The organism is Acinetobacter sp. 1125_18A (assembly GCF_052824985.1).
This window is the reverse complement of sequence record NZ_VTDG01000002.1, coordinates 490,817-514,797: the sequence shown is the minus strand read 5'-3', so window position 1 is coordinate 514,797 and position 23,981 is coordinate 490,817. Positions and strand designations below refer to the sequence as shown.

The following is a 23,981-nucleotide window of genomic DNA, read 5'->3' as shown; positions in this document are numbered from 1 at the left end:
TCTCCTATATGCTCAACTTATTCAAGTTACGTTTTCTGCCATACACCAATTGAACAATTGCACGTGTTACTGTAATTGCAGTAAACATTGAGCAAATAATACCAATCATCAGCGTTACAGCGAAGCCTTTGATCGGACCTGTACCAATAGCAAACAGAATAAATGCAACCAAGAATGTGGTTAAGTTTGAGTCGAGAATGGTGTTATATGCTCGATCATAACCGGCAATAATGGCCTGTTTGGGCGAGGCCCCCCAGCGCATTTCTTCTCGTATTCGCTCACAGATCAGTACGTTGGCATCGACCGCCATACCAATGGTGATTACGATACCTGCAATACCTGGCAAGGTCAGTGAAGCCCCGATCCAAGACATGATGGTGAGAAGCATTGCCAAGTTAATCACTAATGCTACATCAGCAATTAAACCAAATAGACGGAAGAACACGATCATCCAGATTGCAACAAGCAGGAAACCAACTTGAGTTGATAATACGCCTTTGTCGATGTTCTCTTGCCCCAAACTTGGACCAACAACACGTTCTTCTACAAAGTACATTGGTGCAGCTAAAGCACCAGCACGTAACATCAATGCAAGTTCAGCCGCTTCTTGAGGAGAATCTAAACCGGTAATACGGAAAGATGAACCTAAAACCGCTTGAATATTTGCAGCATTGATCACCACAGATTCAGTATATGGTGTGCGAACTTCTGTCATCGCACCTGTAACTGGATCAGCAACAGAGGTGATTTTTTGTTTATTTTCAATAAACAAAACCGCCATACGTTTGCCAACAGCAGTACGGGTTGCATCTGACATCAACTTACCACCAGCAGTATCTAAAGTAATATTTACTTCAGCGCCACCACTATCTTGGCTAAAACCACTTGATGCATTTTGTACACGTTCACCCGTAAGGATACGGCTGCGATTTAATAATAGTTCACGACCACTGTCCAAAGATTCGTAAGCAAAAACTTCAGTACCTGGCGGTAAAGGTTGACCATTATATTTACCTGTGAAACGGTCAATATATTGATCATTTAAATCAGACACTAAACGAAATTCAAGGTTTGCAGTACGCCCCAAGACACGTTTAGCTTCGGCAGTATCTTGTACACCAGGCAGTTCAACCACAATACGGTTGCTACCTTGGCTTTGTACCAATGCTTCAGCCACACCTAACTCATTAATACGATTACGTAAGGTGGTTAAGTTTTGGTTAAGTGCATAAGATTGAATGTCTTGCTTGGTCGCATCGTTATAGGTCAACTTAAGCGTTGAACCTGTATCCGTTGCTAAAGCTTGTTGATTGAACTTATTCCCATCACGACGTAAAAAGTCCATTACCGCTGCACGGTCATCATTATTTGCAAACTGAATCGTAATGGTATTGTTGTTCAATGAAAGACTATTAAATTTAATCTTATTGTCACGGAACTCACGACGTAAGTCTGTTGCTGAGGTTTCCATACGTTGTGCAATAGCTTTGTCCATATCTACTTCAAGTAAGAAATGAACACCACCACGTAAGTCCAAACCAAGCTTCATTGGCTTAGCGCCAATTTTTTGCAACCACTCAGGTGTGGTTGGTGCAAGGTTTAATGCAACGGTATAGTTCTCACCCAAACCTTTGCTGAGGACATCTTTTGCTTTTAACTGTGCTTCAGACGTATTTAAACGCAGAAGGGCAGCATTGTTGGTGAAGGTATTATCATGACTGCTAATATTTTCACTTTTTAAAATTTGCTCTGCTTTTTGTATGACAGACTGATCAATTGTGGTACCAGCCTTGGCACCAGAAATTTGAACAGCAGGTTCGTCAGGATACAAACTCGGCAGCGCATATAATGTACTGATCACTAGTACCACTAGAATCAATATATATTTCCATGCAGGGTAACGCATTCGCTTTCTTCTTAAAATGAAAAAGTCGTGCTAAGTGCACGACCGTTTTATGATTAAAGGTTATTTAATGTGCCTTCAGGGAGTACTGAAATAACACTTGCACGTTGAACTTTGACTTCATTTCCTTTGCTTAATTCAACCACTGCAAAGTCGCCATCAATTTTTAGGATACGACCCATTAAGCCGCCTGCAAAGACAATTTCACTGCCAACACCTAAGCTTTCGATTAAAGTACGGTGTTCTTTTGCACGTTTTGCTTGAGGACGCCAGATGAGAAAATAAAAGATTGCAACAAATACTACAATCATCAATATGTTTGCCATCATGCCTGGGCCTTGTGCAGGCGCTGCTGCAGCGTGAGCAGAAGAAATAAATAAGCTCATTCTAATTTCCTAATGTTAAAAATTATCTGCCATTTTCATGGCTTTTAAATTGACTTGTTCAGCAATTTACCTTGTCTTGGGTTTCAGCGCAAATACTGTTGAATTAATCTTCAATTCAACTTTATATTGGGGCATTAGTCAGCAGGACAAGGAGGAACTTCTAAACCGCGACGTTGATAGAAATCAGTCACGTATTCATCAAAAGTTCCCTGATCTAAAGCATCACGAATATCTTGGGTAAAACGTTGGTAATAACGTAAATTGTGGATCGTGCCCAACATTGAACCGAGCATTTCACCACATTTTTCTAAATGGAATAAATAAGCACGGGTGAAGTTGGTACAGGTATAACAGTCGCAATGCGGATCCAGTGGGCTTTGATCATGACGATATTGGCTGTTACGAATTCGAACTAAACCATCGGTAACAAAATAATGACCATTACGTGCATTTCGAGTTGGCATGACACAGTCGAACATATCGACACCGCGACGAATTGCTTCAACGATATCTTCTGGTTTACCCACACCCATCAAATAACGTGGTTTATCTTCTGGCATTTTTGCAGGCAGATAATCCAAAACTTTGATCATTTCTTCTTTGGGTTCACCGACAGATAAACCACCAATCGCAAAGCCATCAAAATCAATTTCTTTAAGACCGTTTAAAGACTCTTCACGAAGGTCTTCATACATTCCGCCTTGAATGATTCCAAACAATGCGTTTCTATTTTTTAAAACATCGTGATGTTGTGTTTTACAACGCTTCGCCCAACGTAATGACAGTTGAAGCGATTTCTGTGCTTCTTCATGGGTTGCTGGGTATGGCGTACATTCATCAAAAATCATCACAATATCTGAGTTCAATGTATGTTGAATATCCATTGAAATTTCAGGAGATAAAAAGACTTTTGAACCATCAATAGGTGAGCGGAAAGTAACCCCTTCCTCTTTGATTTTACGCATAGCGCCCAGACTGAAGACTTGGAAGCCGCCTGAATCAGTAAGAATCGGTTTGCCCCATTTCATAAACTCATGCAAACCGCCGTGTTCACGGATAACATCTAGTCCAGGACGTAAATAAAGATGGAAGGTATTGCCTAAAATAATTTGTGCTTTGATGTCTTCGATATCGCGCGGCAACATGCCTTTAACTGTGCCATAAGTTCCCACAGGCATGAACACAGGTGTTTCAATCACACCATGTTCTAAAGTTAAACGACCACGACGAGCACGCCCCGACTGACCTAATTTTTCAAACTTCATAAATAACCTAAATCTGGCGAAAAAACAGTTCGCTGATTGATAATTGCAAAAGGGGGCTATTTTCCCTGATTTTATGGTCGAATACCAGTCATGTTGTTTTTCATAATGTTAAATTTAAAATTATTGATTTAGCGCCTTGAACATTAATAGATTGATGTGAGAATCATTTTTTTATCGTTGAATAATTATTGTTTGAATATCAAGGTATTATTTTTATGCAGCTCAAAAGCGAATAGTGGTTCGCTTTTGAGCTTAGATTTGGACAAGATAGAAAATTAGTCTTTTGCCTTACGACCGATAATGATCAAGGCGATAACTCCCAGAATCATGATGAATATTCCATAATGATTCCAAAAATTACGTTGCATTTTATTTTCTTGGTATTCAGGATTTTTACTTAAGGTTGAAATGACATCATCAGGTAATTCATAAAACGTATCTGGTTCTGCATCGGTCATGCCGACTAAGGTGCAGTCCCATGTTTTGACATCTGCCCATAAGATCCCAAAGTGACTACATTTATATCCTGCATTTAAGCTTTTAAGATCTTCATATTGACTTAATACTTCTTGTGGAAATGGGCCAACCTTAAACATTTCATCGCCTGTATTGAAAACTAACAGGCCTTTCGCTTGAGCAGGGGCTTGCCAGAGAAAACACAGACATAACATCATGAATAATTTTTTTAACATTTGATTTACTCCAATCTTTAGATTGTCTTTTTATTAAGTTGATCATTTTAAGTTGATCGTTTTATTCTAAAAATAGTCATTTTTTAGCGGTTTGAAAATATCAGAAAATGATCGAAATGTCATTTTTTATATTGAAAATAAACAGGATTATGGCTGAATTTTTATTCAAATTTCCACATGGTGATTTAGGCGATATGTTTCGAGTCAAATATACTCAATCGCCATAATCGATTCCTGATCATGGCTTTAAAGCTGATCCAAAAAAATTGTTGAATTTATCAAACTGATTTAGCACTTGTTCAACCTTGGCAATCCGTTGTTCTAAACTTCCTGTTAAAGCGATGTATGGAATCCGACGTTGTTTGAGATCCGCAATAATTTGCTGATGAAAAATAGCTCTTTTTTGGGGGCCGCTACGATCCCAAGTGTCGTCATAAGCAATATCATCTTCACACAAGAAAAATAAGTCATAGCGCTGTGCATTTTCGAGTGCAAGTTGTTTGAGGTGCTTAGGTAATCGTCCATGATAATCCATACAAAACATCGCTGTGGTTATCGCGTTGGTATCTACAAATAAATAACGTTTTGCATCTAAAGTGACCTGATCTTCATAGGCGATATGACGATCTGCAATAATATTGAAATCTTCAAAACCGATACGACGATCAACTTGGTGAGTTTCCCAATATTCACGCCCATATTCTGGGGCAAAAGTTGTTGCATACTTTTTCGCAAGCGCTTCAACCAGAGTCGACTTGCCTGTAGACATTGCACCGACAAAGACGACTTTGCTAATCAAATCTGCATAGACACAGTTGGGGATAAATTTCCGATTTTGAAAGGCATTTGCTCGAATCATTGTAGCGGAGATCGGCACCTGTAGACGTGATTCATCCACTCTACGATCAATTGCATTGAGTGCAGTGCTGACATGTGCACCATAAAATTCACTACTATAAAAATGCGAAATTTTCACGCCATTGAGCTTTTGAATGATGTAATTTTCTTGTTCTATTTCAAACGCCCGATCATTGGAATATCCCTCAGGTCCATCCCATGCCTCAATCACATGAATTTGAGGAAATAAATCTCGGATCCATTGGGCGCGAATGTTTAAAGGGATGCTTGTAATTGAACTTTGATAGATCAAAACATACAGCTCATCCACTTCTTGTAATGCTGTTTCAAATACATGCATATGACCTGCATGTAAGGGTGCATATTTACCGAGTGTCAGTCCGATTTTTTTCATAGTTTTTAAATTCAATAGGATGGGTTTGAGTGGTTTTGTGCAAGTTTATTCCAGTTAAAGTAGCCGTAGATGGCATTGATCAGAAAGGCTGACCACATCAATAACATCATTGCACCATCACCACTACCATCAAGGGTTCGGATCGCCCACATTAAAATACTGAAGATATTTAAAGTAATATAAAACCACCATTGCTCTTTAAAACGCAGCAGCATCAAAATCGTTGCTGTGATTGCAAGAATATTGGTGGTTGCATCTATATAAGGCGTATTTTGAGTGGGAATTTGGGCAAGCAGATAACCGAGTATCGCAATACAACCTATATTGCTCAGGGTGATCAAAATCAAATAAGCCTGCCGAAGGGTATAGGCCCGTTGTAATTGTTTTTCTTTGGTATGTTTCTGCCAAAGTAGCATGCCGATCAAAGCGGTTGGGACAAAGAACAAGAGATTCAGTCCCATTTCGCCATAAAGCCCGTTGTTATAGCAAATCCATGCATAAGCACAGCTATTAAATAAACCAAAACTATAATTGAGAATATTGCCTTTTGCTGCTAATACCACACAGAGAATTCCGCTGAGTAATACCACGAAATTAAACCATGTATCGTGTTGAACTAAGGTAATGATACAGCCGATGAAAATAAAACTAAAAAGCCAAATAATCTCAAATACATTCCAGTTTTTGAAAAGAAGGTGAAAGAGGGAGGGGGAAAAGAGTTTCAACATAGGGTTTGTAATTCTAAGTAATGCTGTTGGTGTTATTTGCTGGTAATTTATACCCGATTTAAATCCTACAGACGATTTGAAATTTTAGTTTAATCGCATGCAAGGACTGGATTTTTGACCATTGTTTTTTACCAAGCTTGCTGATAAATCCATTGTCATTATTTGTTTTTTACGTATTTATTCAAGTGATGTTTGATTAAAGAACCTTCCCAATATTTCTTTGGGAAGGATGGGTTTTTCCAACAATATTGAGTGAAGCTTAGTTGAAATTAGGCTTGTAATCAAAATTCTGAGTGACCACATTGTCTGAAAATGGACGAATTGTTTTCTTTGCCAAAGTAATGGTATTGATCATATTGTTTGGAAAAATTTCGATGGTGTTATTAAATTCTTCAACATTACGGTTAAATATGGTGATTGCTGCACCGACATTTTCATTTTGTTCTTGAATATCATCCATCATTTTTGCATACAAAGTATCCGCTTTGAGTTCAGGATAATTTTCAACCACCACATTTAAACTTTTCATTAAATCTTGATTGAGTTTTTCAACATGTTGCAGTTGAGAAACATCGGTATTGTTTAGATTTAGATTCAAAATTTGCTGACGTAACTCGGTCACTTTTTCCAAAGTTGATTTTTCAAACTGTGTATATTGTGCCAAAGTTTGCTCTAAAGTTTCCAGTGTTTTTACTTTCTGGCGTTCAAAGTTAGCAACTTCAGCCCATGCGCGTTGTGTCGCATTGAAATAACGCACAATGTTATTTCTGACCAGAATACCCCAAACGATCAGAACAATAAAAATCCCAATAAATATGATTAAACCCATTTTGATTATTCCTTTTGATTTATGAAATCAAGTTTAGCATGCACTGTTTAAATTTTTCATATTCAGGCATGGTTAATGTTCTTAAATGTCCACGAAGTGCTGAAATATCCTGAAGCTTTTGTTTTTTACGACGAATGCGAAAGAGATCTTGATCTCCCATATAGCACAGCATATTTTCTTCAAAATGATAAACAATATCACCTGAATAGTGTTGAAAAAAATCACTTAATTTTAAGGTGATACTTGGACTAATGGTACGGGCAAGTTGATGTTGATCATAGCCAAAAATATATAAATTTTGACTGACCAGAATATCCGCAGTTTTCCATATTTGGGTATAGGGCGGAATAAATTCATGATGTTTATTACTGGCGGCAAAGCCGAGGGCGGGTAATTGAAAAATAAAAGCGCCCCATTGATTTTTATGAGTTTCCTTAATTTTCTGTTTTTCACCCTGAGTATTGGGCAGTGAAAACTCATCGACATAATGATATTGAAATAACATCACATGATGTTCTTGTTCACCATCAAACCATTTGGTGGATGCAAATTGTTCAATCTCATTCAACACATTGCCTTGCGAAAACAATGGAAAACTTTGTTTTAACTTACTCATGACCAAAAAGGTATTGCTTGTTGTGGAGATATGACTTGGGGTTTTATTAAAATCTAATTCGTAGCGGAGAAACATCATGCGCTGTTCTAAAAAATTGATGACTTCATCAATTGGATCGCTTTGCTCATAAATTAAATAAGCAGCAAAACAGCATAACAAGGCTGCTAATAGACTCAGTGGGTAGGGAATATAGTGATGAATCAGCCAACCAAAAATTGCAGTTAGTACCCCAATCATAAACAGCAGTCTGGGGATGAGGTTATGAAAAAATAACTCTCTACATTCTCCCCACGGATGTAAGCCATCTAAAATATCTTGTGCAGATTGAGCCTGTTGTCCAATTTCCCAAAGCCGGGCGATATTGCGCATCACATGTTTATTTTTTCTTGTGCGTAGGTGAAGCAATCGCTCAACGGTTTCTATAGGCATGGCAAATAATCATGATTGAAGTCTATTAAAGTTCGAATTCCAGATTGATCAGTATGCGATAAATTATTGTATCGACAAAGTAAATTGTTTATTTTTCAACTTTATTTGTCGCATAATGAGGCTGGACTTCTTGTAGAATCGTGATCAGTGAATCTTTAAGCTGTTCATAATCAGGCATGTTCATACTTTCAAGTTGTGCAGCCAAATCATAGACAGTTTGAACTTTATCGACTTGCATTTGCGCTTTGGTAATATCTGTTTTAAACAGCCAGCACAAAGAAGGGCGCTGGTCTTGAACATAAAAATCACCTTTAAAATAAGCCATGGCTTGATCAAGCATTAATACATGATTTGGTGTAAAAAATTTGGCAAGTTGCATTTCATTTGTACCACTTAATTGGTACTGATTGTCGAAACGAATATCCCCACTCGACCATTTTACGCCAAGACGGCAGGCTCGATTTTGTTTAGATGAAATACTGATACCTTGAGCAGGGAAGTTTTCTAGGATGATCCCCCATAAATCATAATGACGATATTCAGTCTTTTTCTTGCCTTCTGAATCACGAGTTTCGACTTCATCCACATAATGATAATTAAACAGCATATATGGATAGTTGATACCGTTGACCTGCCAAGCGCCATAAATGCAATGAGCAATGGTATTTTCATGATCCCCTAAACTAAATAGCGGGAAATTATAGGGAGACTCAATATTTTCATCGAAGGCATTGGGATAGAAGCGGATTTGATATTTTGCTTCGAGGTTCTTTTGATGAGCATCTTCAACCAATTGATTGAGGGCTTTTGTCGAAGTGCGTTTATAGAAAGCAAAAGCCACACTTGCACCCACAACCAGTAAGAGTATCGGGTGGGTAAAAATAGTCAGTACAAATAAGCCAATCGCAATCGCGATAAAAAGCCAAAAAGTATAATTTTGAATAGACAGACTCGGATCATCTTGCCAATTCTTTAAGCTTGCAATGATCTGTTCAAAATCTTGATTTGAAGAGAGTAACTGATTGATCGCATGGATATTGTGCTGAGTCTTGCCATTATTTGCGTGTTGTTGACTAAAGGCATTTTGAATTTTTGTCAGTAAATCATTCATCTTTATTCATTATTGTGGCAAGTGCTTAGATGCCTGATTGTAACGAAAAAATGATTTTGAATGCAAAGTGTCGTGTTTAAACCACACTTTGCATATTGGTAGTCTGACTAAGCAATAACTTTTAAATAGGTTACGCTTCGTTAGACCTTAGCCATTTGCGTTTTCAATCAGCATTGCATCGCCATAACTAAAGAAACGATATTTGCTTGCAACAGCATGTTGATATGCGTTCATAATATTGTCACGGTTGGATAATGCAGATACCAACATTAACAAGGTAGATTCTGGTAAATGAAAGTTGGTGATCAAGCGATCAACCACACAGAACTGATACCCTGGATAGATAAAGATTTGTGTATCGCCTGTCCATGCGGCAATTTTTCCCCCAGACGCTTGCGCTGCACTTTCTAAGGCACGTGTTGCTGTCGTTCCGACGGCAATTACTTTGTTGCCACGTGCTTTGGTTTCTTGAATCAATTTTGCAGTTGCTTCAGGCACATCACACCATTCACTGTGCATGATGTGATTTTCGATCTGATCTGTGCGTACTGGTAAGAATGTTCCAGCACCCACATGCAAGGTTACAAAAGCTTTATTTACGCCTTTTTGCTCTAATTTTTCTAATAGGGCTTGGTCGAAATGCAAACTTGCTGTCGGTGCTGCTACGCTTGCCAATTTGGTTGGATCGTTAAACACGGTTTGATAGCGTTCTGTGTCAATGGCTTCTGCTTCACGGTTAAAGTAAGGCGGAATAGGTAATTGTCCATATAAATCTAAAACTTGCAAAATAGGTTGTGAAAACTCCACCACAAATAAGTTTTCATGACGCCCTGTTACCGTCACTTTAACTTCATCTTTGCCAATAAATAACTCAGCACCTGCTTTAGGCGAATTACTGGCTTTGATATGACAATGTGCAATGGTCTGATCAAAAATACGTTCAACCAAAACTTCAATAGCACCACCAGAGGCGCGTTTACCTTTTAAACGTGCTTTCATCACTTTGGTATCATTAAGTACCAATAAATCACCTTCATTGAATAAATCAAAAACATCGGTGAAGTGAAGATCTTGGTATGAACCATCTGCATTGAGATGTAAAAGGCGAGAAGCGCTACGTGTTTCAAGTGGGTAGCGCGCAATGAGTTCGTCGGGAAGTTCGAAATTAAAATCGGAGAGTTGCATCATGAGGAAGAAAAACTGACATTTGGGATTTAAAAACTGTCGCTAGTATAGTCGTTTTTCAAATTAATGGCTGAAATTGATGTTTTATAATCCAAAAAAACCAGATATGCCTTAAAATTAAACAAATGTGAAAACTTGTCGTTGACAAGAAAATGAAACGCGCTATTATACGCACACAACCTCTCCCGAGGTGGTGAAATTGGTAGACGCGGTGGACTCAAAATCCACTGTCAGCGATGACGTGTCGGTTCGAGTCCGACCCTCGGGACCATTAGTTTAGGTTAAACAGATTAGATAAACCCCGAAGCCTTGATGCATATAGGCTTCGGGGTTTTTTCGTTTCTGGGTGTTGGGTTTTTTTAAGGTATTTTGAGGTATTCTTAGCTATTCATTTACACGTTTTTTACACATTTTTTAACGTGTGTTTATTTGTATAAGTCATTGAGGTTGTAAACTTTATGAGTCTGTCAATTTATCAACTTGAAAATGGTAAGTGGAGAGCAGATCTTATTGCCTTCAATCAAAGAAAAAGTAAAACATTTAAATCCAAGAATGATGCGAAACGATGGTCAGAGATTAAAGAGCGTGAATTCTTCTTAAATTTTTCTACCAAACAAGCTTTAAATAATAAAATAGTTCTTACTGTAGAAGAAGCATTGACTAGATATATGAATGAAGTGTCTAGGTATAAGAAAACTGCGAAAAAAGAGATCCAACGGCTAAAATATTATCAAAATAATCTACCTTTTGTGGATTGGCCATTAGCTAATTATCGCTCTGAATATCTCAAGCAATGGGAAAGCATAGTTATGAACCGGACAATACGCCCTTTAAGTGCTGCGAGTGTACTTCGTGACTATTCAACACTATCTGCATTTTTTAACTGGTGTAGACGAGATAAAGGTTGGATCGACTTTAATCCAGTTGAAAATTTACGGAAGCCCAAAAAACCTGAACATCGTGAACGTCGTATTGAAATAGATGAATTGCAAAGCATACTTACAGCTTTGAAATATACACCAGGCACAGTTCCAAATTCGAAGATGCAAGAAGTAGGTTTAATATGGTTAATTGCAATGGCCACTGGTATGAGATCAGGTGAAATTGTTAATAGACCATTGTCAGATGTTTTTATAGAAAAACGTTTTATACGTTTGCCTGATACTAAGAATGGATCTAGTCGTAATGTCCCACTTGATGATTTTGCGCTTCAGCTTTGGACGTTGGCCATAAAAATTGACCGTAAAAATTCTCCAAAAGTTTTTACTATTTCTGATGGCTCTAGGGATACATTGTTTAGAAAGGCTCGAAAGGCTGCAGGTTTAGAAAATTCCGATTTAACATTTCATGATTCGAGACATGAAGCGGCAAGTTTAATGGCTAGACGTATAAAAAATGCTTTAACTTTATGTAAGATTTTTGGATGGAAAGATCCCAAGCAGGCTTTGATTTACTACAATCCTACTAACGATGAAATTTTAGAAGAACTAAATATCAGTCCTGGTTTATCAAGATTAATCGCTTAGAAAATCATAAATAAAATAAAAGCCACTTTTGTGGCTTTTATATGTTTTGTTTTTCTCAATTCCCATTGTATTTCAAATTTGATTTATCAAACGCCATAGCATATTTAATTACATCTGTTGCTTTCCAACGTGGTGATGTACGGTCACTATCTTTTGATGTCGGTAACTGTCGACTAGGTGGAAAGTTAGGGCATGGGATAATGTTTTTTCTCGTATAATCCACTGTATATTTTAGATATTTTGCGATATCTTTTTCGTCCCAGAGTTGGTGTTCAACAGGTAGAATCAATTTTGAATCCAATACTTTTGTCATTTTTAAAAGATATTGATCGAATGCGTTATCGTTCATGCTGCATCCTCCAATTTCCTAGCTTCTTGGCGTTCCATCAATGCAATTTTTGCATGAACACCTAAACGATCTCGCCCTAGTACTTCAGCAATAAAATGTACTGGATATTTATCTTCAAGCATTGAAATAAGTACTTTTTCTTCACATGGCCACCAACCGCCACGAGCAATTTTAAAAAGGTTATTTTTCATAAGTTATTTCTCCTTAAAAAGAAGTGCAAGCTTCTTTATTTACGCTTTAAAAATTATTTAAAAGATGTTTGTTGGTTGTAGAATGGATTAGTAAAAAGCCAGCATTTGACGACACGCTCACGCATTTCTGATGTCGCATTTTTAACTTCATCTGCAGGGAAGTTTTTAGACTTAACCGGTTTATTCATTTCAATGAATTTATAACGTCGGCTTGAGCGAAGCAGCGTTCGCATTTCATTGATATCTGGTAACGATTGATAGTTACGGGCAGCGACTTTGTAGACTTCATTGAGATTGAGAGCGATGCTTTGAGCGTCTTGATCATGATGATTTAAGCTGAATGCTGCATTTCTGCTGACATTCATATATTCGTAAGCATCCCAAAATTGTTGAACCATTGGGTGGTCGCTACATAATTGCTCCACACGTTCCCGTGCCATTGCCTCTAAAATACGTTTAGCATCGCAAATTTCTTCTAAGTCGATGACTTCATTTAAAACATGTTGTTCAAGTGCATCAATCATTGCTGATACTTGTGCATGACAAAGGGCAATACGTGTATGAGTAATGCCTTTTTGATGAAATTCTTCTTCTAAAGCTTGGATATTTTCTGAATATGTTTGCAGAATTTTTGCTTCATTTTTTAAGCAATGCGTCATGTAAGTACAAGCATCTTCCAATGAAATACGAGAAAGACGATCGGCAATTCTTTTCTTTTCAAGGTTATGGCCTTTCGTTGTCACTGTAATATGCAAGGTACGAGATAAAATCGCCTCTGAGGCTTGTATAGGCGTGTTTTGGCTGATCATGATTGCACCACGGAAAGGTGGCTCATACGTTTCATTCCCTGCGGTTTTTAAGCCTTTTGAACGTATTGCTCGACCGTTAAAAGCATCTTTCAATTCGTCCCAACTAAATTTAGCTTTTTGGACACCACCATTTTGATCATTTCGATCGCCCTCAATCAGAACGATCGGCATATTAGAGGCTTGGGCAAAATTACGATAAATTGCCACACTGGTAGATTTATTCGGATCAAAACCTTCATAGGCTTCTCGACCGCTAAACTTCCATAACAACTCTAGCAAAGTTGATTTACCTGCACCTGCTTGACCAACAAATTCAAAAAAAGGATATGAGGAGTTAAGTGCACGTATCTGCTCGGCAAAATATGTTCCTGTCCACCAAGCAAGAATGATTAAGCCATTGGCTCCATTCAATGTATAAAAATCTTTCCACCAACTAGCTGAAAATTCCTTTTTAGGATTCAGGGTAATCACTGGTGTATTTGCCAAGCTTTTTAATTCCTTTTTTCCTGTTTTGTAGAAATCATGTTCATTTTTGGGGATAACTTGCCCATTATGCACAGCATATTTATCAAAGATATACTGCCTGCAGTACAGAGTTCATCTAGTTCATGTACTGTCCATGCCAAGCCTGTCCATTTACCAATAAAATTGGCTTTCTGACGACCAAAACGATCAGGACGATCAATAATCCTTTCCCAATAGATTCCGTCAGCTAATTTGAAGCGAACAGTTGCACTGACTAAATTTCTATTTTTAGGCGCTTGATATAATTCCTGTGTATATCTGCCTTTTAAATTTTTAAGGTTAAAACCTCGGCCATCCCTCAAATATGCATCTGCAGCCGCATTTGGATTTTCAGGGGTTTTAGGGTGATATTCTGACCAATCTTTGAAAAATTCTTCGCAGATATCTTTGACGTATTCCTCATAACCACACTTATTAATACGTCCACATTTCACCATGCGTGGTGTTTCTGCATGTGTGTAAAGTTCTTTCTCATTACAACTTGGGCAAAGACCTTGACGATACCATTCACCGACTCTTTTAAAGTTAAATAGTTGGTTAAGTCTGTCGTCGATACGACGCTGAAGATCCATCATTAATGCCTATATAAGTTTCATTTGTAGAAGTCGATTGCGGTAAGTCGTTGCCCTGGTCAAATCAATTGTTGACGAATGGAAGAGCGCAGAAATAAAACCTTCTACATAATTTTTTTGGTGTTCATCAAGTGAGGTTTGGAGTTCTAAACTTTCGATGTGATGTTCAAGTTCTTGCTCCCACTGGCGTTTATGCTGTGGTAATCCTGTTTGAACTTCAGGATTAGGATTGATGCTGTTCTGAATCGGTCGCACCATTTCTAAACTCGCTGCAAAACTTGCAAGGCATTGATCATTGCGACACGAAACAATCAGCTCATGTAAGAGTGGCGAAGGTCTTTTCCGACTAGATACATGCATACGCATGCCACAGTGAGGGCAATAAAAACCAATTGATTTACTCATCATTACCTCTGAATTTAATTAAGTAATTGTTGCTCCCGACACCAAGAACCTAATTTTTCTTCTGCTACAAAAAATTGCAAAGAAATGTAAATAAGCTCATGCAATTCTGTGAATGGCTCAAAAGCAGTGACTTATGATGATTTTGTTTCTTGAGAGAAAGTATCTAGTTCAGCTTCGACGAGACTTTTAATCCATTCATTGAGTGACATGTTGAGTTTCGCAGCTTCAATACGAGCTAAACGACGATTTTCAGGTGTTGTGCGAAAGCTAATTTGTACTTCTTTTTGAGATTCTTGAGTCGCCATGTCTGTTTCCTTTTGAAGCCACAGTTATTAAACTGTGGTAGATATAGAACTTTGTTAAAATGGTAAATAAGTAAAGCAATATTATCCCAAATGGGATAATTAATATATGGATTTATCCCAAATGGTAAATGAGAATAACGATCAAAGAGGCGACCGACTTCGTCAGGAACGATCACGCCTAAATTTGTCTCAAAAAGATTTCGCTGCTTTATTTGGTAAAAAGAATATGGCTGTAATGCGCTATGAGAAGGGTGAGCGTGTTATGGGGCAGGATGATTTAGAAGCACTCCATAAAGCAGGTGTGGATGTTTATTACCTAATTACTGGTGAGAGGACTCAGCCAAATTTACTTTCAGATGACGCCAAGAAATTGCTTAAACTGTGGGATTCCGTAGAACTGAGTCAGAGAGATACTTTGATGACTTTGATAAGGAATTATGCTGAGAGTTTTTCTAAAAAGTGAATGAATGAGTAAATGGGTAAAATCTCATTTACTCTAAGCTTTTATAAAAAAAAGAAAAATGCTATAAATTGAGCAATTTAAAATTATTAAGTTTATAAGAGTTTTATATGTATATTAATGAAGTTGTTAGTTATTTAGGGGCTTGGGAAACTTTTCAAAATAAGCATCCATATTTATTAGACGAATTACAGCAAATTTTTGAAAATGTCTCACATCAGCTCTACAAAAAATATAAAGAAGATAATTCAAATTTTAGAGTTTTTGCATCGATTAAAGACTCTTTGATCCACGAATTAGACGTTCTAAATTGGGATGATAACGGTTATTCCAACATCACTATAGGACCAGTAGTTAATCCGAGTTTAGGTCTAAAAAAAGACTCATGTTATATCAAAATTGCTACTGCAAGTTCATCATCTATTTTAATGTCATGGATATACAGCGATATCCAAACAGCCAATAGGATTGGAGATATCTCTATACCTATTCTTTTAGTTTTAGATTTTTCAGAAAAGGAATTCTTAGATAACTTAGATAACTTAGATAAAAATGATGTAACCAATCCATCAATTGGAACAAGAAAATACTTAAAATTCGTTAAAAGAAAATTAGAAAGAATTTCACCACTTACGTTTGAGTATCCCTTTTTAATTTTAGGAGTCGGATTTAGCGAATTTGCAATCAAAGTATTAGAAGTTGAACATGAAACTCAAAAGAAAAATGATCAAGATATAAAAATTGATAGATGTATAACTTTTGAGCCTGAATATTATCAAGCTGGTATTGGAATTCTTAGCTATTTTGGTACCGTATTACGTGATAAATATCCTGATCAGAATGCAACTGTTAAAATTGAACAACATGATTTAACTGTTCGCATGATTATAGAAACTGAAGATGGGAATATAGAAACTTTAGAAAAAGCATTACATGAATATGAACTTGTACTCAAAGGTCAAAAGAGTGCTGAAGAGTTTTATCTATCCCCAATAAAAGCATTAGAATTAAAAAATCAGCTTCATTTATTTAAGTTCCAGATCGAGTCTCAAAAAGAAATCATCTCCTTACAAAGAGGTCAAATTCTTAGCTTAGAAGCTATTGTTGATAAAGCACTAGCCCCTATAACTCAGCCACCATTAACCATCGTTAATCAATTAAGTAATACTCAAACTATAGCGATGAATCATAGAATAGAGCTCAATCACTCATATGATGATTTAGATAAATTGATAGATATTACTGAGAATGAAGCATTAAAAAAACGCTTAGAAAGGGCTTTAATTGCATTAGATGCTGCTCAGAATTTAGATGATGAAGAAGAAGTGAAAAATTCTGGTGGTATGAAGCAACTTGCTAAAATATTGAATGAAGCAAATGAGGTAGGATCTGAAGTTAATGATTTAATAGAAAAAGGTGGTCAGGCGGTTGAGTTAATAAAAAATTTAGGCCGAAAATATAATAGCGTTGCAGAGTGGTGTGGTTTACCTGTTATTCCTAGTTTCTTTGTTAAGGATTAATATGAGAGTTACAATTCTAACGATAAGTGCAATTTTTGCTATTTTTGTTGCTTTTGTCCAAATAACAAAGTTTTTTTTAGAATTAAATGCTAATAAAAGGAAGCAATTAAAGGAAGATTATGAATCTGCTTTGTTAGCCTTGAAACATACTGCTCTAGAAGATGAAAACTATGCCAATATGCAAGAATTAGCAGAAATGAGAAAGTTTCAGTTATTGATCGGAATCCCTTTTATTACTAAGAATTGTGCTAAACACTTGTTGGCTCAAACAAATCAAACTGCTTCAATTTTTAGATATAGACGTAGTGTTGGAATGGTAGAGTTTTCTGAAATAGACCAAAAGTTTAAATTTAGCTATGGTTTTAGAACTACCTGGTTTAGAAAGTTTAAAAAATATTCTGCATTTTTGATATATCTTTTTCTTTTTATTATTGGATTTGCTCCTATATTCTTTTGGAATTTTATTGATCCTCAAGGGCTTTTATATGCAAATATTACTGAAAAATATTCTATTGAAGGATTTTGGATTATTCTTATTTTTTGGATAATTTTATTTATTTCTTCTGCATTTTTCTTTATTGATTATTCAGCTAAAGTTCATTTTGGTGAAAAATTGGTATATAAAAATTTTTAGAATAATTTTATAAGAAATTTTTTTAGATCTCTTTTTAATCGTAAGAAAAAGCCCTCTTAAGAGGGCTTTTTTTATTCATTACTTTCTAGTTTACGTATAACTTGCCTGACTTGCTCTTGAATAATAAATAGAGTGCTTGAGACAGACTCTCCGGTAAGCGACTCACAGTTTTCAGTACTTTCAATTAATAAAGCTAAATGTTTATCTAGTAAAGACAATCTAGTTTGAATGTCCATAATTTTTACCCCTTGTCATTTATGGCTGAAAAGCCATTTGCAATGAGATCGGATAATTCATAGAAATACTTCCAACTTTGTTCCGTGTTTTCAAGTATTAAGATCGCTTGCACAGAACTAATACTTAAATTATAGCTATCAAACTTTTGATTATAGTGATAATCAATATTTTCTCTGAGTTTTGACCAGATAATGTTGGTTTCAATAAAAGTTTTATAAGACACATTTGGATTGATGAAATTATAAAGTTTTTTTGAAGAAACAAAAAACTGACGTTTTTTGGTCTGCGGATTTTTAACTCTAAGAATAATTTTAGAAATTGTCATTATTATATCCTTATCAAGTTTTCAGGTAAGACTTGTTCAGGCGTGTGCCATTGCCATCTATTGATATTGAGTCTGTTACTTGCTGAAACGGTATAAGCAATGACAGCGTTCGTTTTGTTACTCCAAAAGTGCAGACGTGGATCGTCAAAAGCAATGTCCAACTTGTGTTGGCGAAGCTGTCGATATAGGGCACGGTTTTGGCTTGGGATTGTTTCTAGCTGCTCAGGTGTTGCTTCTGGTTCGATAGGTGAGTCAGTACCTACAATTGTTTCAGTCACGGTTTTTGGTTTAGCGATAGTTTTGGTTTGAGAGACTGATATGCCAAACAATTCTTTCAGTTTTTTATAGTTGATAGTGTAGTAATTAACTCGCATAGATTTGTTTGAATCTAGCTTATTGATTTCAATTAAATCTAATTCTTTAAGTTTTGAAACAGCACGTTTGATGGTTGAAAGGCTGAATAAACCGAGTGTTGATGTCCATTCCTCGAATGTATGAAACCACCATTTTCGATTATTGTATTGAGTCAGGTTCTTTTTCCGCTTGTATTTACGAGTTTCGTTGAGTAAGTAATACAATTTTTGTAAGAACGTTGCTGCAGGCAAGCCTAGCTCTTTTGAGAGCATAGGCGAGGCAATAATCGGATATTCGTTGTTTTGCAAGAGTATGTTTTTCATATGTCATACCCCGTGCGATAAGACTCCATATAACAGGCTTTACATCGTGCAGCCCATTTCTGAATCCCATTTTTTAAGCCATTTTTAAAATAAAATTCTTCGTCAAAAGGAAAATACTCATTGCACATTGGGCAACATTTTTCAGTACCTAATTCGGTTTGTATATATATTTTAGGCATGATTTAACCTCGTTTTTTAGAACGAAGAAATTTCAAAATTTGAGTACTGAGTTTTTCAGGTTGGGCGAAATCGGGCGCATTTAAGCGTTGAATGCAGAGGGTGTCTAGGTTTTGATACGCAGGTGCTGAATGCACACTTTTGTTTTGAGTGTTCATAGTCATTTTCCGTTTGATAAGTTTTAAAACCCATCATCATTACTTCTCACGGTAATGGTGACAGACTACACAGGGGTGAGAATATCGCTCAAACGGTTGCGACCAGCACAAGGCTGCCCTGCATAGCCTGTCATAACGACTGACTAAACAGCGGGCAAAAAAAATGCCGCTTAGTGCGACTTTATTTTGCACCGTTTGATGATAAAATAGGTTCTCACGCCTATTCACAGTTTCGCTGTGATATTTGCAATATAACGATGATTTTTTTTGAAGTCAACAATGGGGTGAAAATTTCATTCTTTTATATCTCTAATACTTAATTCTATTTATATAAAGAAGATTGGTTCAATTTGATACAATGCTTTGGCTCATAGTGAGCTAATGGATCGGGTCATGATGAATCGATGCATGGGGTCAGATATAAAGGTTAATAATGGAAAATAATTCAGAAAGTTCTAATGCTAATAGTGAAAAAATTCTTTACGAATTTGATGAAGTATGTGATCTATTAAATCGTTATATTGAAACAATAATAAATGATGAAAAAGCTGATGGAGACCCGTTAGATAGATCTATCAAAGAGGTTCTACGAAGCCTTCTAAATGGAAAAATCATACAATTTAGAGAATTTATACAAGAAAATTTTGAAACTTTCGAAAATAATGAGTTGACTAGTATACTAACCAATCATTTACGTAGTTTTATCGCTAGTATAGTAGCTCCAGGTAATAAAAATGATCAGGAACACCTAAAAAATGTTTTGGATAGTACTAAACAATTTATACAAAAATTTGAAACGATAAGACTATCTATTATTTCATTACAAAATGCTAATCAATTAATTAAGCATCAATTACAGCCAGCGATCGATGAAGTAAAGGAAAAAGTTAAGGATTTTGAATCAGTGCGGTTAGCATTAGAACAAAGAGAAACAAGCTCTATTTATTTAGATTTACATAAAAAGTATAAAGAGGAATTTGAAAAAAATAATTATTATTTTTTTGGTACATTAATTATAGCTGTAACCATTACTTTTCTAACTTCAATTAAAATTAATTCATTGAATGTATTTTTTACTAGTGAGTTGAATTATTGGGTTTTCTTTATAACGACAAAGGTTCTAATACTTTCTATCACAATTACTTTATGTACTTTATTTTTAAGAAGAGCATCTCATGCAAAAAAAATGCATGAGCAAGCTTACCAAACTCATGTAGAAATTAATGCTTTTCCAATTCATGTAAGGTCTTTAAAAGAAGAAGATAAGCATGAATTAATAAAAGAGTTGGCACTAAAATACTTTGGTAAAGAACTAGATCAAACTCAAAATGATAAAATTGGGGATTTGATGCAGGATCAAATTACCTCAAGTACAGAGCTAATTCGTGCAAGCGCCGAAATGTTGAAGGCTAGAAATGGAGGGAAAGATGAATAAGGCAGAATCTTGGATTGTCTCAATATTTGTGAAAATAATTCAATCTGTTTCTACAGAACAAGATCGTTTAGACATTCTTTTATGGTTAGCATTGGTTCGTGAAATTTTAGAAAATAAATCATTTTCGACTTTAGATAAAATTCAAAAAATTAAAGAAATATCTCATGCAGGAGAAACTGTAAAAATTGTTATGCGTAGTGTAACTACCTCGCTTAACAATTATAAAAATGCAGATATTCCATGGTCTGTAAAAATTGCTATTCCAATTACTTTAGGAGCAGCTGCCATAGTCGGTGGACCAGGTGTAGGTATTGCAGCTTTTGGTGGTGCAATAGGTATGCCTCTTTTGGTATTGGTATTTCTAGGTACAGCAGGAATTACCTCTATATTTGAATCATTTTTCACATCTAAAGCGAGTCAGTCTTATATAGGCGTGGTGATGGCTTTGATTATTAAAGATGAAATGTATAGATGTGCCAATAAGCAAATGCAAGAAGCTATGATGAGTGAACCACTTCAACCCAAAATGGCGAATGTTCCTAAAGAAGTTGAAAAGCTTAAACAATCTTTGTGGACTATGGATACTTATGCTTTTGAACAGCATGTTATGAGCTTTTTTCAAGATAAAGGTATGTTGTCTTGGGTTACTAAGAAGTCCAATGATGCAGGTGTTGATGGTTTTGCTAAACATGAAAGAGGTTTAATAGTTGTTCAATGCAAACGCTACTCTGAATTTAATTTAGTTGGACGTCCTGCTATACAGCAATTCAAAGGTGTTATTGAAGAGAATCAGGCTTGGAGAGGATTTGTCGTTACGACAAGTAACTTTACCCAAGAAGCAAAAGAAAGTGCTTTAAAAAATGAAAAATTGATTTTGATTGGTATGGATCAATTGGTTGAATGGCATTTGAGTGGTGGAGTAAATATTAATTAATTATTATAAATAGGATTGGAGAATTAAATAAAAAGAGATAAAAGAGTAAATTTATTGTAGAATTAGATTAATTCTAGTACTGAATTGATAATTTAGATGTGGTAATTTAAAAGGATAATGATATAAATAAGTGCGCTAATGTATAGAAAAATAGTTGTTTGCAGGTTTTATATAATCATCCTTGGGTTAAATGTGAAATAACATTAATTTTTAAAAATTATTTTACTTAAGTATATTTTCGAATAAAGCTAACAGACTAGGATTTCTTTTCTCAATGCTTATACCTTGAGCTTGTTTAAAAGAGTTTATTTCGAATTCATTTAAACGAAAGTATTCATATGTATATTTACCTTTTTGAGTTATTGGTTTGTATATTGTTAGCCTATTCCCTTTGTAGTCTGATTTTATATAATCAATATGATCGTCATATTTATCTAGATTTGGATGTATTATTGAATAGAGTGATGAATTGAAATAATCCTTTTTAAAGGATAGTTTATGGATTATATCTTTCCTTTTAAAATATACTCTTCTACTAGGATTTAATTTTTTTGCGAGACTAAGCAAGTCACTTTTTAAGAAACTATAATCATCTTTTTTAATATTCATATTACATCTTTTACAAGAAATTGATAGATTATCTAAATCATAAAAACAATCATTAAATACTGACTTAGGTAAAATATGCTCTATATCTAAAACAAAACTGAATTCACCAGTTTGATCCCTATAGCAGTAACAGCATCTCTGGTCTGTGCGAAAGTGTAAAAATGGCTTTAACTTACTAGATTTTAAATCATTAAGATGTTTTTGAACTAAGTAAATTTTTGTTCTTATTTTATCTTGAGTTAAATCCCCAAGAGTTGTTTCACCAGGCTTTAAATTTGAAGCTAAAGTATCAAAATCATAAGTTGAAGTGAGTAAGTTGGGGTTTAATTTCTGAATATTAGAAGCTGTATTTTTAAAATTTGTAACACTTGCATACCAAGGATCATCTGTTTTTAATGCCCATTGTATAGCCTTTATATCTTCAATATTATATTCAAAAAGCATTTTAAAATTTTCTCTCGATGATAAGGATAGCTTCATTTATTGCATTGATTTGTCGTTCGTCAAATGATAATTTTTTTATAGAACGAAGTTCACTGAGAACAGCTTCTTTTGTTTTATAACGATCATTAACATCATGAATTAAACTTACAATATGACGTGCTAGAAATGAACTCTCTGGGGTAATTACCCCAAAAGCTTCCCAAAAAATTGATTCTATACTTTTATCTTTATCTTCTTTTATATATTTTAGTTTATGATTTTTTACTTCATAAATAGCGTGATCAATACGTCTATTTGAAAATGCAGGTCTTATATTATCTAGGGATGAAATTATCAAAGGGGAGTGAGTCGCAACAATCATTTTAATATCATATCGGTAGAAAAAATAAATAATGTTTTCTAGATATGTTTTTTGCCATCTAGGGTGTAGGCTGCTCTCTGGTTCATCAATTAGGATAACTGTTTTTTTATCATTTTTATTTATCGTTGATGCTATAAATAAAATATTAAATAATAAATGGAGTTGTCCTGAACTTGCCTCTTCAACAGGTATAGCTATTTTTTTATTTTTGAAATAAAATTTAATTTTAACAACTTTAAGTCTATCTAAGAAATTTAAAATATCAAAATTTATTCTATTTTTATTGTTAAAGTGTGATGTTGAATCAAAATCGAACCAAAAAATATTTTCTACTCTTTCCCCGTATAAATTTTTAACTTTGATATTGTTTTTCCCATGTATATAATCCTCGAAAAGGATTAAATTTTCTTTATCTTTGAATATCCTATAAAGGAAATCCTGTTCCTCATCAGTTGATAATCTTTGTCTTTCATTCCAGATTTCAATTGCAAAGCCAATAGTTGGATCATAACCAATTTTTTGAAAAGCTTCTCTCAATATAAACTGATTTTTTTCATTTCCTTTTTTATGGCTGATGTAAGTTTCATTCAAAATATTATTAATAGTATTTTCAATAATTTTTGAACCATCTCTTGCACCTATAAAGTGAAAGTAACTACTTTTAAATGTAAATTTGTCAAATAAGCAGTTTGCTATAGCTATCACATTGTAGTTTTGTGCAACATACCTTTGAGCAAGTTGATTTAATGCAATACTTTTACCACTCCCATTTTCTCCAATTAAAACATTGACGACCTCTGGGAACTCTTGCGGAAGATATATTTGTAACTTTTCTGACTCAGTCATATAGAGGACTATTTAGTAAAAACTGATGAATTCTAGCTATATAGTTGGTTTTTTTCAATAAGATAAATTTAATGGTTAATGAAAAA

27 protein-coding genes, 1 tRNA gene and 1 pseudogene are annotated in these 23,981 nt (G+C 35.2%); 7 read left to right on the top strand and 22 right to left on the bottom strand.

Annotation, left to right across the window (positions count from 1 at the left end; translation table 11 throughout):
* Positions 1–4: 4 nt before the first annotated feature.
* The 10 genes from secD to queA all read right to left on the bottom strand — a co-directional run bounded on the left by secD (position 5) and on the right by queA (position 10,396).
* Positions 5–1,906 carry a protein translocase subunit SecD gene (secD, locus tag FY049_RS05310; protein ID WP_004723158.1) on the bottom strand — a complete coding sequence of 634 codons (1,902 nt, stop codon included), beginning with the start codon at positions 1,904–1,906 and terminating at the stop codon, positions 5–7.
* A gap of 53 nt (positions 1,907–1,959) precedes the next feature.
* The gene (gene yajC / locus FY049_RS05305; RefSeq protein WP_004723156.1) at positions 1,960–2,289 is read right to left on the bottom strand and encodes a preprotein translocase subunit YajC; all 330 of its coding nucleotides are present in this window, start codon (positions 2,287–2,289) and stop codon (positions 1,960–1,962) included.
* Positions 2,290–2,423: 134 nt separating this feature from the next.
* The gene (tgt, locus tag FY049_RS05300; RefSeq protein WP_004723155.1) at positions 2,424–3,554 is read right to left on the bottom strand and encodes a tRNA guanosine(34) transglycosylase Tgt; all 1,131 of its coding nucleotides are present in this window, start codon (positions 3,552–3,554) and stop codon (positions 2,424–2,426) included.
* Positions 3,555–3,829: 275 nt separating this feature from the next.
* A complete protein-coding gene (locus FY049_RS05295) occupies positions 3,830–4,246 on the bottom strand; it encodes a hypothetical protein (protein ID WP_056514982.1) in 417 nt (138 codons plus the stop codon).
* 238 nt (positions 4,247–4,484) lie between these two features.
* Positions 4,485–5,498: an AAA family ATPase gene (locus tag FY049_RS05290; protein ID WP_224964746.1), complete on the bottom strand. Its 1,014-nt coding sequence runs from the start codon at positions 5,496–5,498 to the stop codon at positions 4,485–4,487.
* A gap of 11 nt (positions 5,499–5,509) precedes the next feature.
* Positions 5,510–6,226 (bottom strand): nicotinamide riboside transporter PnuC, encoded by a 717-nt coding sequence (gene pnuC, locus FY049_RS05285; RefSeq protein WP_224964747.1) that lies wholly within the window; start codon positions 6,224–6,226, stop codon positions 5,510–5,512.
* A 259-nt stretch (positions 6,227–6,485) separates the two neighbouring features.
* A complete protein-coding gene (locus FY049_RS05280; RefSeq protein ID WP_004723147.1) occupies positions 6,486–7,055 on the bottom strand; it encodes a LemA family protein in 570 nt (189 codons plus the stop codon).
* A 19-nt stretch (positions 7,056–7,074) separates the two neighbouring features.
* Positions 7,075–8,100, bottom strand: a complete 1,026-nt coding sequence (locus tag FY049_RS05275) for a hypothetical protein (RefSeq protein ID WP_224964748.1) — start codon at positions 8,098–8,100, stop codon at positions 7,075–7,077.
* Between the two features lie 88 nt (positions 8,101–8,188).
* Positions 8,189–9,211, bottom strand: a complete 1,023-nt coding sequence (locus FY049_RS05270) for a PRA1 family protein (protein ID WP_224964749.1) — start codon at positions 9,209–9,211, stop codon at positions 8,189–8,191.
* A 147-nt stretch (positions 9,212–9,358) separates the two neighbouring features.
* A complete protein-coding gene (queA, locus tag FY049_RS05265; RefSeq protein WP_056514968.1) occupies positions 9,359–10,396 on the bottom strand; it encodes a tRNA preQ1(34) S-adenosylmethionine ribosyltransferase-isomerase QueA in 1,038 nt (345 codons plus the stop codon).
* A gap of 184 nt (positions 10,397–10,580) precedes the next feature.
* On the opposite strand from queA, the gene FY049_RS05260 reads away from it, so the two are divergent.
* Positions 10,581–10,667, top strand: a tRNA-Leu gene (locus tag FY049_RS05260).
* A gap of 187 nt (positions 10,668–10,854) precedes the next feature.
* Positions 10,855–11,922 (top strand): tyrosine-type recombinase/integrase, encoded by a 1,068-nt coding sequence (locus FY049_RS05255; RefSeq protein WP_446083301.1) that lies wholly within the window; start codon positions 10,855–10,857, stop codon positions 11,920–11,922.
* Positions 11,923–11,977: 55 nt separating this feature from the next.
* Here FY049_RS05255 and FY049_RS05250 read toward each other — a convergent pair whose 3' ends face one another.
* From FY049_RS05250 to FY049_RS05230, 5 genes and pseudogenes are all read right to left on the bottom strand, one after another.
* Positions 11,978–12,271 carry a hypothetical protein gene (locus tag FY049_RS05250; RefSeq protein ID WP_096733044.1) on the bottom strand — a complete coding sequence of 98 codons (294 nt, stop codon included), beginning with the start codon at positions 12,269–12,271 and terminating at the stop codon, positions 11,978–11,980.
* The gene (locus FY049_RS05245; protein WP_446083300.1) at positions 12,268–12,462 is read right to left on the bottom strand and encodes a hypothetical protein; all 195 of its coding nucleotides are present in this window, start codon (positions 12,460–12,462) and stop codon (positions 12,268–12,270) included. The genes FY049_RS05250 and FY049_RS05245 overlap by 4 nt, the downstream gene beginning before the upstream one ends.
* Positions 12,463–12,515: 53 nt before the next feature.
* Positions 12,516–14,368 (bottom strand): annotated as a pseudogene (locus FY049_RS05240) (hypothetical protein).
* A 9-nt stretch (positions 14,369–14,377) separates the two neighbouring features.
* On the bottom strand, positions 14,378–14,773 hold the full coding sequence (locus FY049_RS05235) for an ogr/Delta-like zinc finger family protein (RefSeq protein WP_446083299.1): 396 nt from the start codon (positions 14,771–14,773) through the stop codon (positions 14,378–14,380).
* Between the two features lie 131 nt (positions 14,774–14,904).
* Positions 14,905–15,078, bottom strand: a complete 174-nt coding sequence (locus FY049_RS05230; RefSeq protein WP_126606904.1) for a toxin-antitoxin system HicB family antitoxin — start codon at positions 15,076–15,078, stop codon at positions 14,905–14,907.
* 106 nt (positions 15,079–15,184) lie between these two features.
* On the opposite strand from FY049_RS05230, the gene FY049_RS05225 reads away from it, so the two are divergent.
* From FY049_RS05225 to FY049_RS05215, 3 genes are all read left to right on the top strand, one after another.
* Positions 15,185–15,541, top strand: coding sequence for a helix-turn-helix domain-containing protein (locus tag FY049_RS05225; protein WP_096733052.1), 357 nt, complete (start codon positions 15,185–15,187; stop codon positions 15,539–15,541).
* Positions 15,542–15,648: 107 nt separating this feature from the next.
* On the top strand, positions 15,649–17,058 hold the full coding sequence (locus FY049_RS05220) for a hypothetical protein (RefSeq protein WP_446083298.1): 1,410 nt from the start codon (positions 15,649–15,651) through the stop codon (positions 17,056–17,058).
* A 1-nt stretch (position 17,059) separates the two neighbouring features.
* Positions 17,060–17,692, top strand: coding sequence for a hypothetical protein (locus FY049_RS05215; protein WP_446083297.1), 633 nt, complete (start codon positions 17,060–17,062; stop codon positions 17,690–17,692).
* A gap of 71 nt (positions 17,693–17,763) precedes the next feature.
* On the opposite strand, the gene FY049_RS05210 is transcribed toward FY049_RS05215, so the two are convergent.
* From FY049_RS05210 to FY049_RS05190, 5 genes are read right to left on the bottom strand one after another with little or no spacing between them, the layout of a single operon-like run.
* Entirely contained in the window at positions 17,764–17,928 is a 165-nt protein-coding gene (locus FY049_RS05210) for a hypothetical protein (protein ID WP_209826878.1), read from the bottom strand.
* 5 nt (positions 17,929–17,933) lie between these two features.
* On the bottom strand, positions 17,934–18,254 hold the full coding sequence (locus FY049_RS05205; RefSeq protein ID WP_446083296.1) for a hypothetical protein: 321 nt from the start codon (positions 18,252–18,254) through the stop codon (positions 17,934–17,936).
* A gap of 2 nt (positions 18,255–18,256) precedes the next feature.
* Entirely contained in the window at positions 18,257–18,931 is a 675-nt protein-coding gene (locus FY049_RS05200; RefSeq protein WP_446083295.1) for a hypothetical protein, read from the bottom strand.
* Positions 18,928–19,110 (bottom strand): hypothetical protein, encoded by a 183-nt coding sequence (locus FY049_RS05195; RefSeq protein WP_446083294.1) that lies wholly within the window; start codon positions 19,108–19,110, stop codon positions 18,928–18,930. Before FY049_RS05195 ends, FY049_RS05200 begins: the two co-directional genes overlap by 4 nt.
* Positions 19,111–19,113: 3 nt before the next feature.
* Positions 19,114–19,266: a hypothetical protein gene (locus FY049_RS05190; protein WP_446083293.1), complete on the bottom strand. Its 153-nt coding sequence runs from the start codon at positions 19,264–19,266 to the stop codon at positions 19,114–19,116.
* Between the two features lie 433 nt (positions 19,267–19,699).
* Between FY049_RS05190 and FY049_RS05185 the strand changes: the two genes are divergently transcribed.
* Both FY049_RS05185 and FY049_RS05180 read left to right on the top strand, forming a co-directional pair.
* Entirely contained in the window at positions 19,700–20,701 is a 1,002-nt protein-coding gene (locus tag FY049_RS05185) for a hypothetical protein (RefSeq protein WP_446083292.1), read from the top strand.
* Complete coding sequence (locus FY049_RS05180; RefSeq protein WP_446083291.1) at positions 20,694–21,635, top strand: restriction endonuclease; 942 nt, start codon at positions 20,694–20,696, stop codon at positions 21,633–21,635. Before FY049_RS05185 ends, FY049_RS05180 begins: the two co-directional genes overlap by 8 nt.
* A 222-nt stretch (positions 21,636–21,857) precedes the next feature.
* Here FY049_RS05180 and FY049_RS05175 read toward each other — a convergent pair whose 3' ends face one another.
* Both FY049_RS05175 and FY049_RS05170 read right to left on the bottom strand, forming a co-directional pair.
* A complete protein-coding gene (locus tag FY049_RS05175; RefSeq protein WP_446083290.1) occupies positions 21,858–22,688 on the bottom strand; it encodes an HNH endonuclease in 831 nt (276 codons plus the stop codon).
* Position 22,689: 1 nt separating this feature from the next.
* Entirely contained in the window at positions 22,690–23,895 is a 1,206-nt protein-coding gene (locus FY049_RS05170) for an AAA family ATPase (protein ID WP_446083289.1), read from the bottom strand.
* Positions 23,896–23,981: the final 86 nt, after the last annotated feature.

What these genes read in the sequence shown, in the direction of transcription:
- secD (WP_004723158.1), bottom strand. Translation starts at nt 1,906, where the DNA reads ATGCGTTACCCTGCATGGAAATATATATTGATTCTAGTGGTACTAGTG.
- yajC (WP_004723156.1), bottom strand. Translation starts at nt 2,289, where the DNA reads ATGAGCTTATTTATTTCTTCTGCTCACGCTGCAGCAGCGCCTGCACAA.
- tgt (WP_004723155.1), bottom strand. Translation starts at nt 3,554, where the DNA reads ATGAAGTTTGAAAAATTAGGTCAGTCGGGGCGTGCTCGTCGTGGTCGT.
- FY049_RS05295 (WP_056514982.1), bottom strand. Translation starts at nt 4,246, where the DNA reads ATGTTAAAAAAATTATTCATGATGTTATGTCTGTGTTTTCTCTGGCAA.
- FY049_RS05290 (WP_224964746.1), bottom strand. Translation starts at nt 5,498, where the DNA reads ATGAAAAAAATCGGACTGACACTCGGTAAATATGCACCCTTACATGCA.
- pnuC (WP_224964747.1), bottom strand. Translation starts at nt 6,226, where the DNA reads ATGTTGAAACTCTTTTCCCCCTCCCTCTTTCACCTTCTTTTCAAAAAC.
- FY049_RS05280 (WP_004723147.1), bottom strand. Translation starts at nt 7,055, where the DNA reads ATGGGTTTAATCATATTTATTGGGATTTTTATTGTTCTGATCGTTTGG.
- FY049_RS05275 (WP_224964748.1), bottom strand. Translation starts at nt 8,100, where the DNA reads ATGCCTATAGAAACCGTTGAGCGATTGCTTCACCTACGCACAAGAAAA.
- FY049_RS05270 (WP_224964749.1), bottom strand. Translation starts at nt 9,211, where the DNA reads ATGAATGATTTACTGACAAAAATTCAAAATGCCTTTAGTCAACAACAC.
- queA (WP_056514968.1), bottom strand. Translation starts at nt 10,396, where the DNA reads ATGCAACTCTCCGATTTTAATTTCGAACTTCCCGACGAACTCATTGCG.
- FY049_RS05255 (WP_446083301.1), top strand. Translation starts at nt 10,855, where the DNA reads ATGAGTCTGTCAATTTATCAACTTGAAAATGGTAAGTGGAGAGCAGAT.
- FY049_RS05250 (WP_096733044.1), bottom strand. Translation starts at nt 12,271, where the DNA reads ATGAACGATAACGCATTCGATCAATATCTTTTAAAAATGACAAAAGTA.
- FY049_RS05245 (WP_446083300.1), bottom strand. Translation starts at nt 12,462, where the DNA reads ATGAAAAATAACCTTTTTAAAATTGCTCGTGGCGGTTGGTGGCCATGT.
- FY049_RS05235 (WP_446083299.1), bottom strand. Translation starts at nt 14,773, where the DNA reads ATGAGTAAATCAATTGGTTTTTATTGCCCTCACTGTGGCATGCGTATG.
- FY049_RS05230 (WP_126606904.1), bottom strand. Translation starts at nt 15,078, where the DNA reads ATGGCGACTCAAGAATCTCAAAAAGAAGTACAAATTAGCTTTCGCACA.
- FY049_RS05225 (WP_096733052.1), top strand. Translation starts at nt 15,185, where the DNA reads ATGGATTTATCCCAAATGGTAAATGAGAATAACGATCAAAGAGGCGAC.
- FY049_RS05220 (WP_446083298.1), top strand. Translation starts at nt 15,649, where the DNA reads ATGTATATTAATGAAGTTGTTAGTTATTTAGGGGCTTGGGAAACTTTT.
- FY049_RS05215 (WP_446083297.1), top strand. Translation starts at nt 17,060, where the DNA reads ATGAGAGTTACAATTCTAACGATAAGTGCAATTTTTGCTATTTTTGTT.
- FY049_RS05210 (WP_209826878.1), bottom strand. Translation starts at nt 17,928, where the DNA reads ATGGACATTCAAACTAGATTGTCTTTACTAGATAAACATTTAGCTTTA.
- FY049_RS05205 (WP_446083296.1), bottom strand. Translation starts at nt 18,254, where the DNA reads ATGACAATTTCTAAAATTATTCTTAGAGTTAAAAATCCGCAGACCAAA.
- FY049_RS05200 (WP_446083295.1), bottom strand. Translation starts at nt 18,931, where the DNA reads ATGAAAAACATACTCTTGCAAAACAACGAATATCCGATTATTGCCTCG.
- FY049_RS05195 (WP_446083294.1), bottom strand. Translation starts at nt 19,110, where the DNA reads ATGCCTAAAATATATATACAAACCGAATTAGGTACTGAAAAATGTTGC.
- FY049_RS05190 (WP_446083293.1), bottom strand. Translation starts at nt 19,266, where the DNA reads ATGAACACTCAAAACAAAAGTGTGCATTCAGCACCTGCGTATCAAAAC.
- FY049_RS05185 (WP_446083292.1), top strand. Translation starts at nt 19,700, where the DNA reads ATGGAAAATAATTCAGAAAGTTCTAATGCTAATAGTGAAAAAATTCTT.
- FY049_RS05180 (WP_446083291.1), top strand. Translation starts at nt 20,694, where the DNA reads ATGAATAAGGCAGAATCTTGGATTGTCTCAATATTTGTGAAAATAATT.
- FY049_RS05175 (WP_446083290.1), bottom strand. Translation starts at nt 22,688, where the DNA reads ATGCTTTTTGAATATAATATTGAAGATATAAAGGCTATACAATGGGCA.
- FY049_RS05170 (WP_446083289.1), bottom strand. Translation starts at nt 23,895, where the DNA reads ATGACTGAGTCAGAAAAGTTACAAATATATCTTCCGCAAGAGTTCCCA.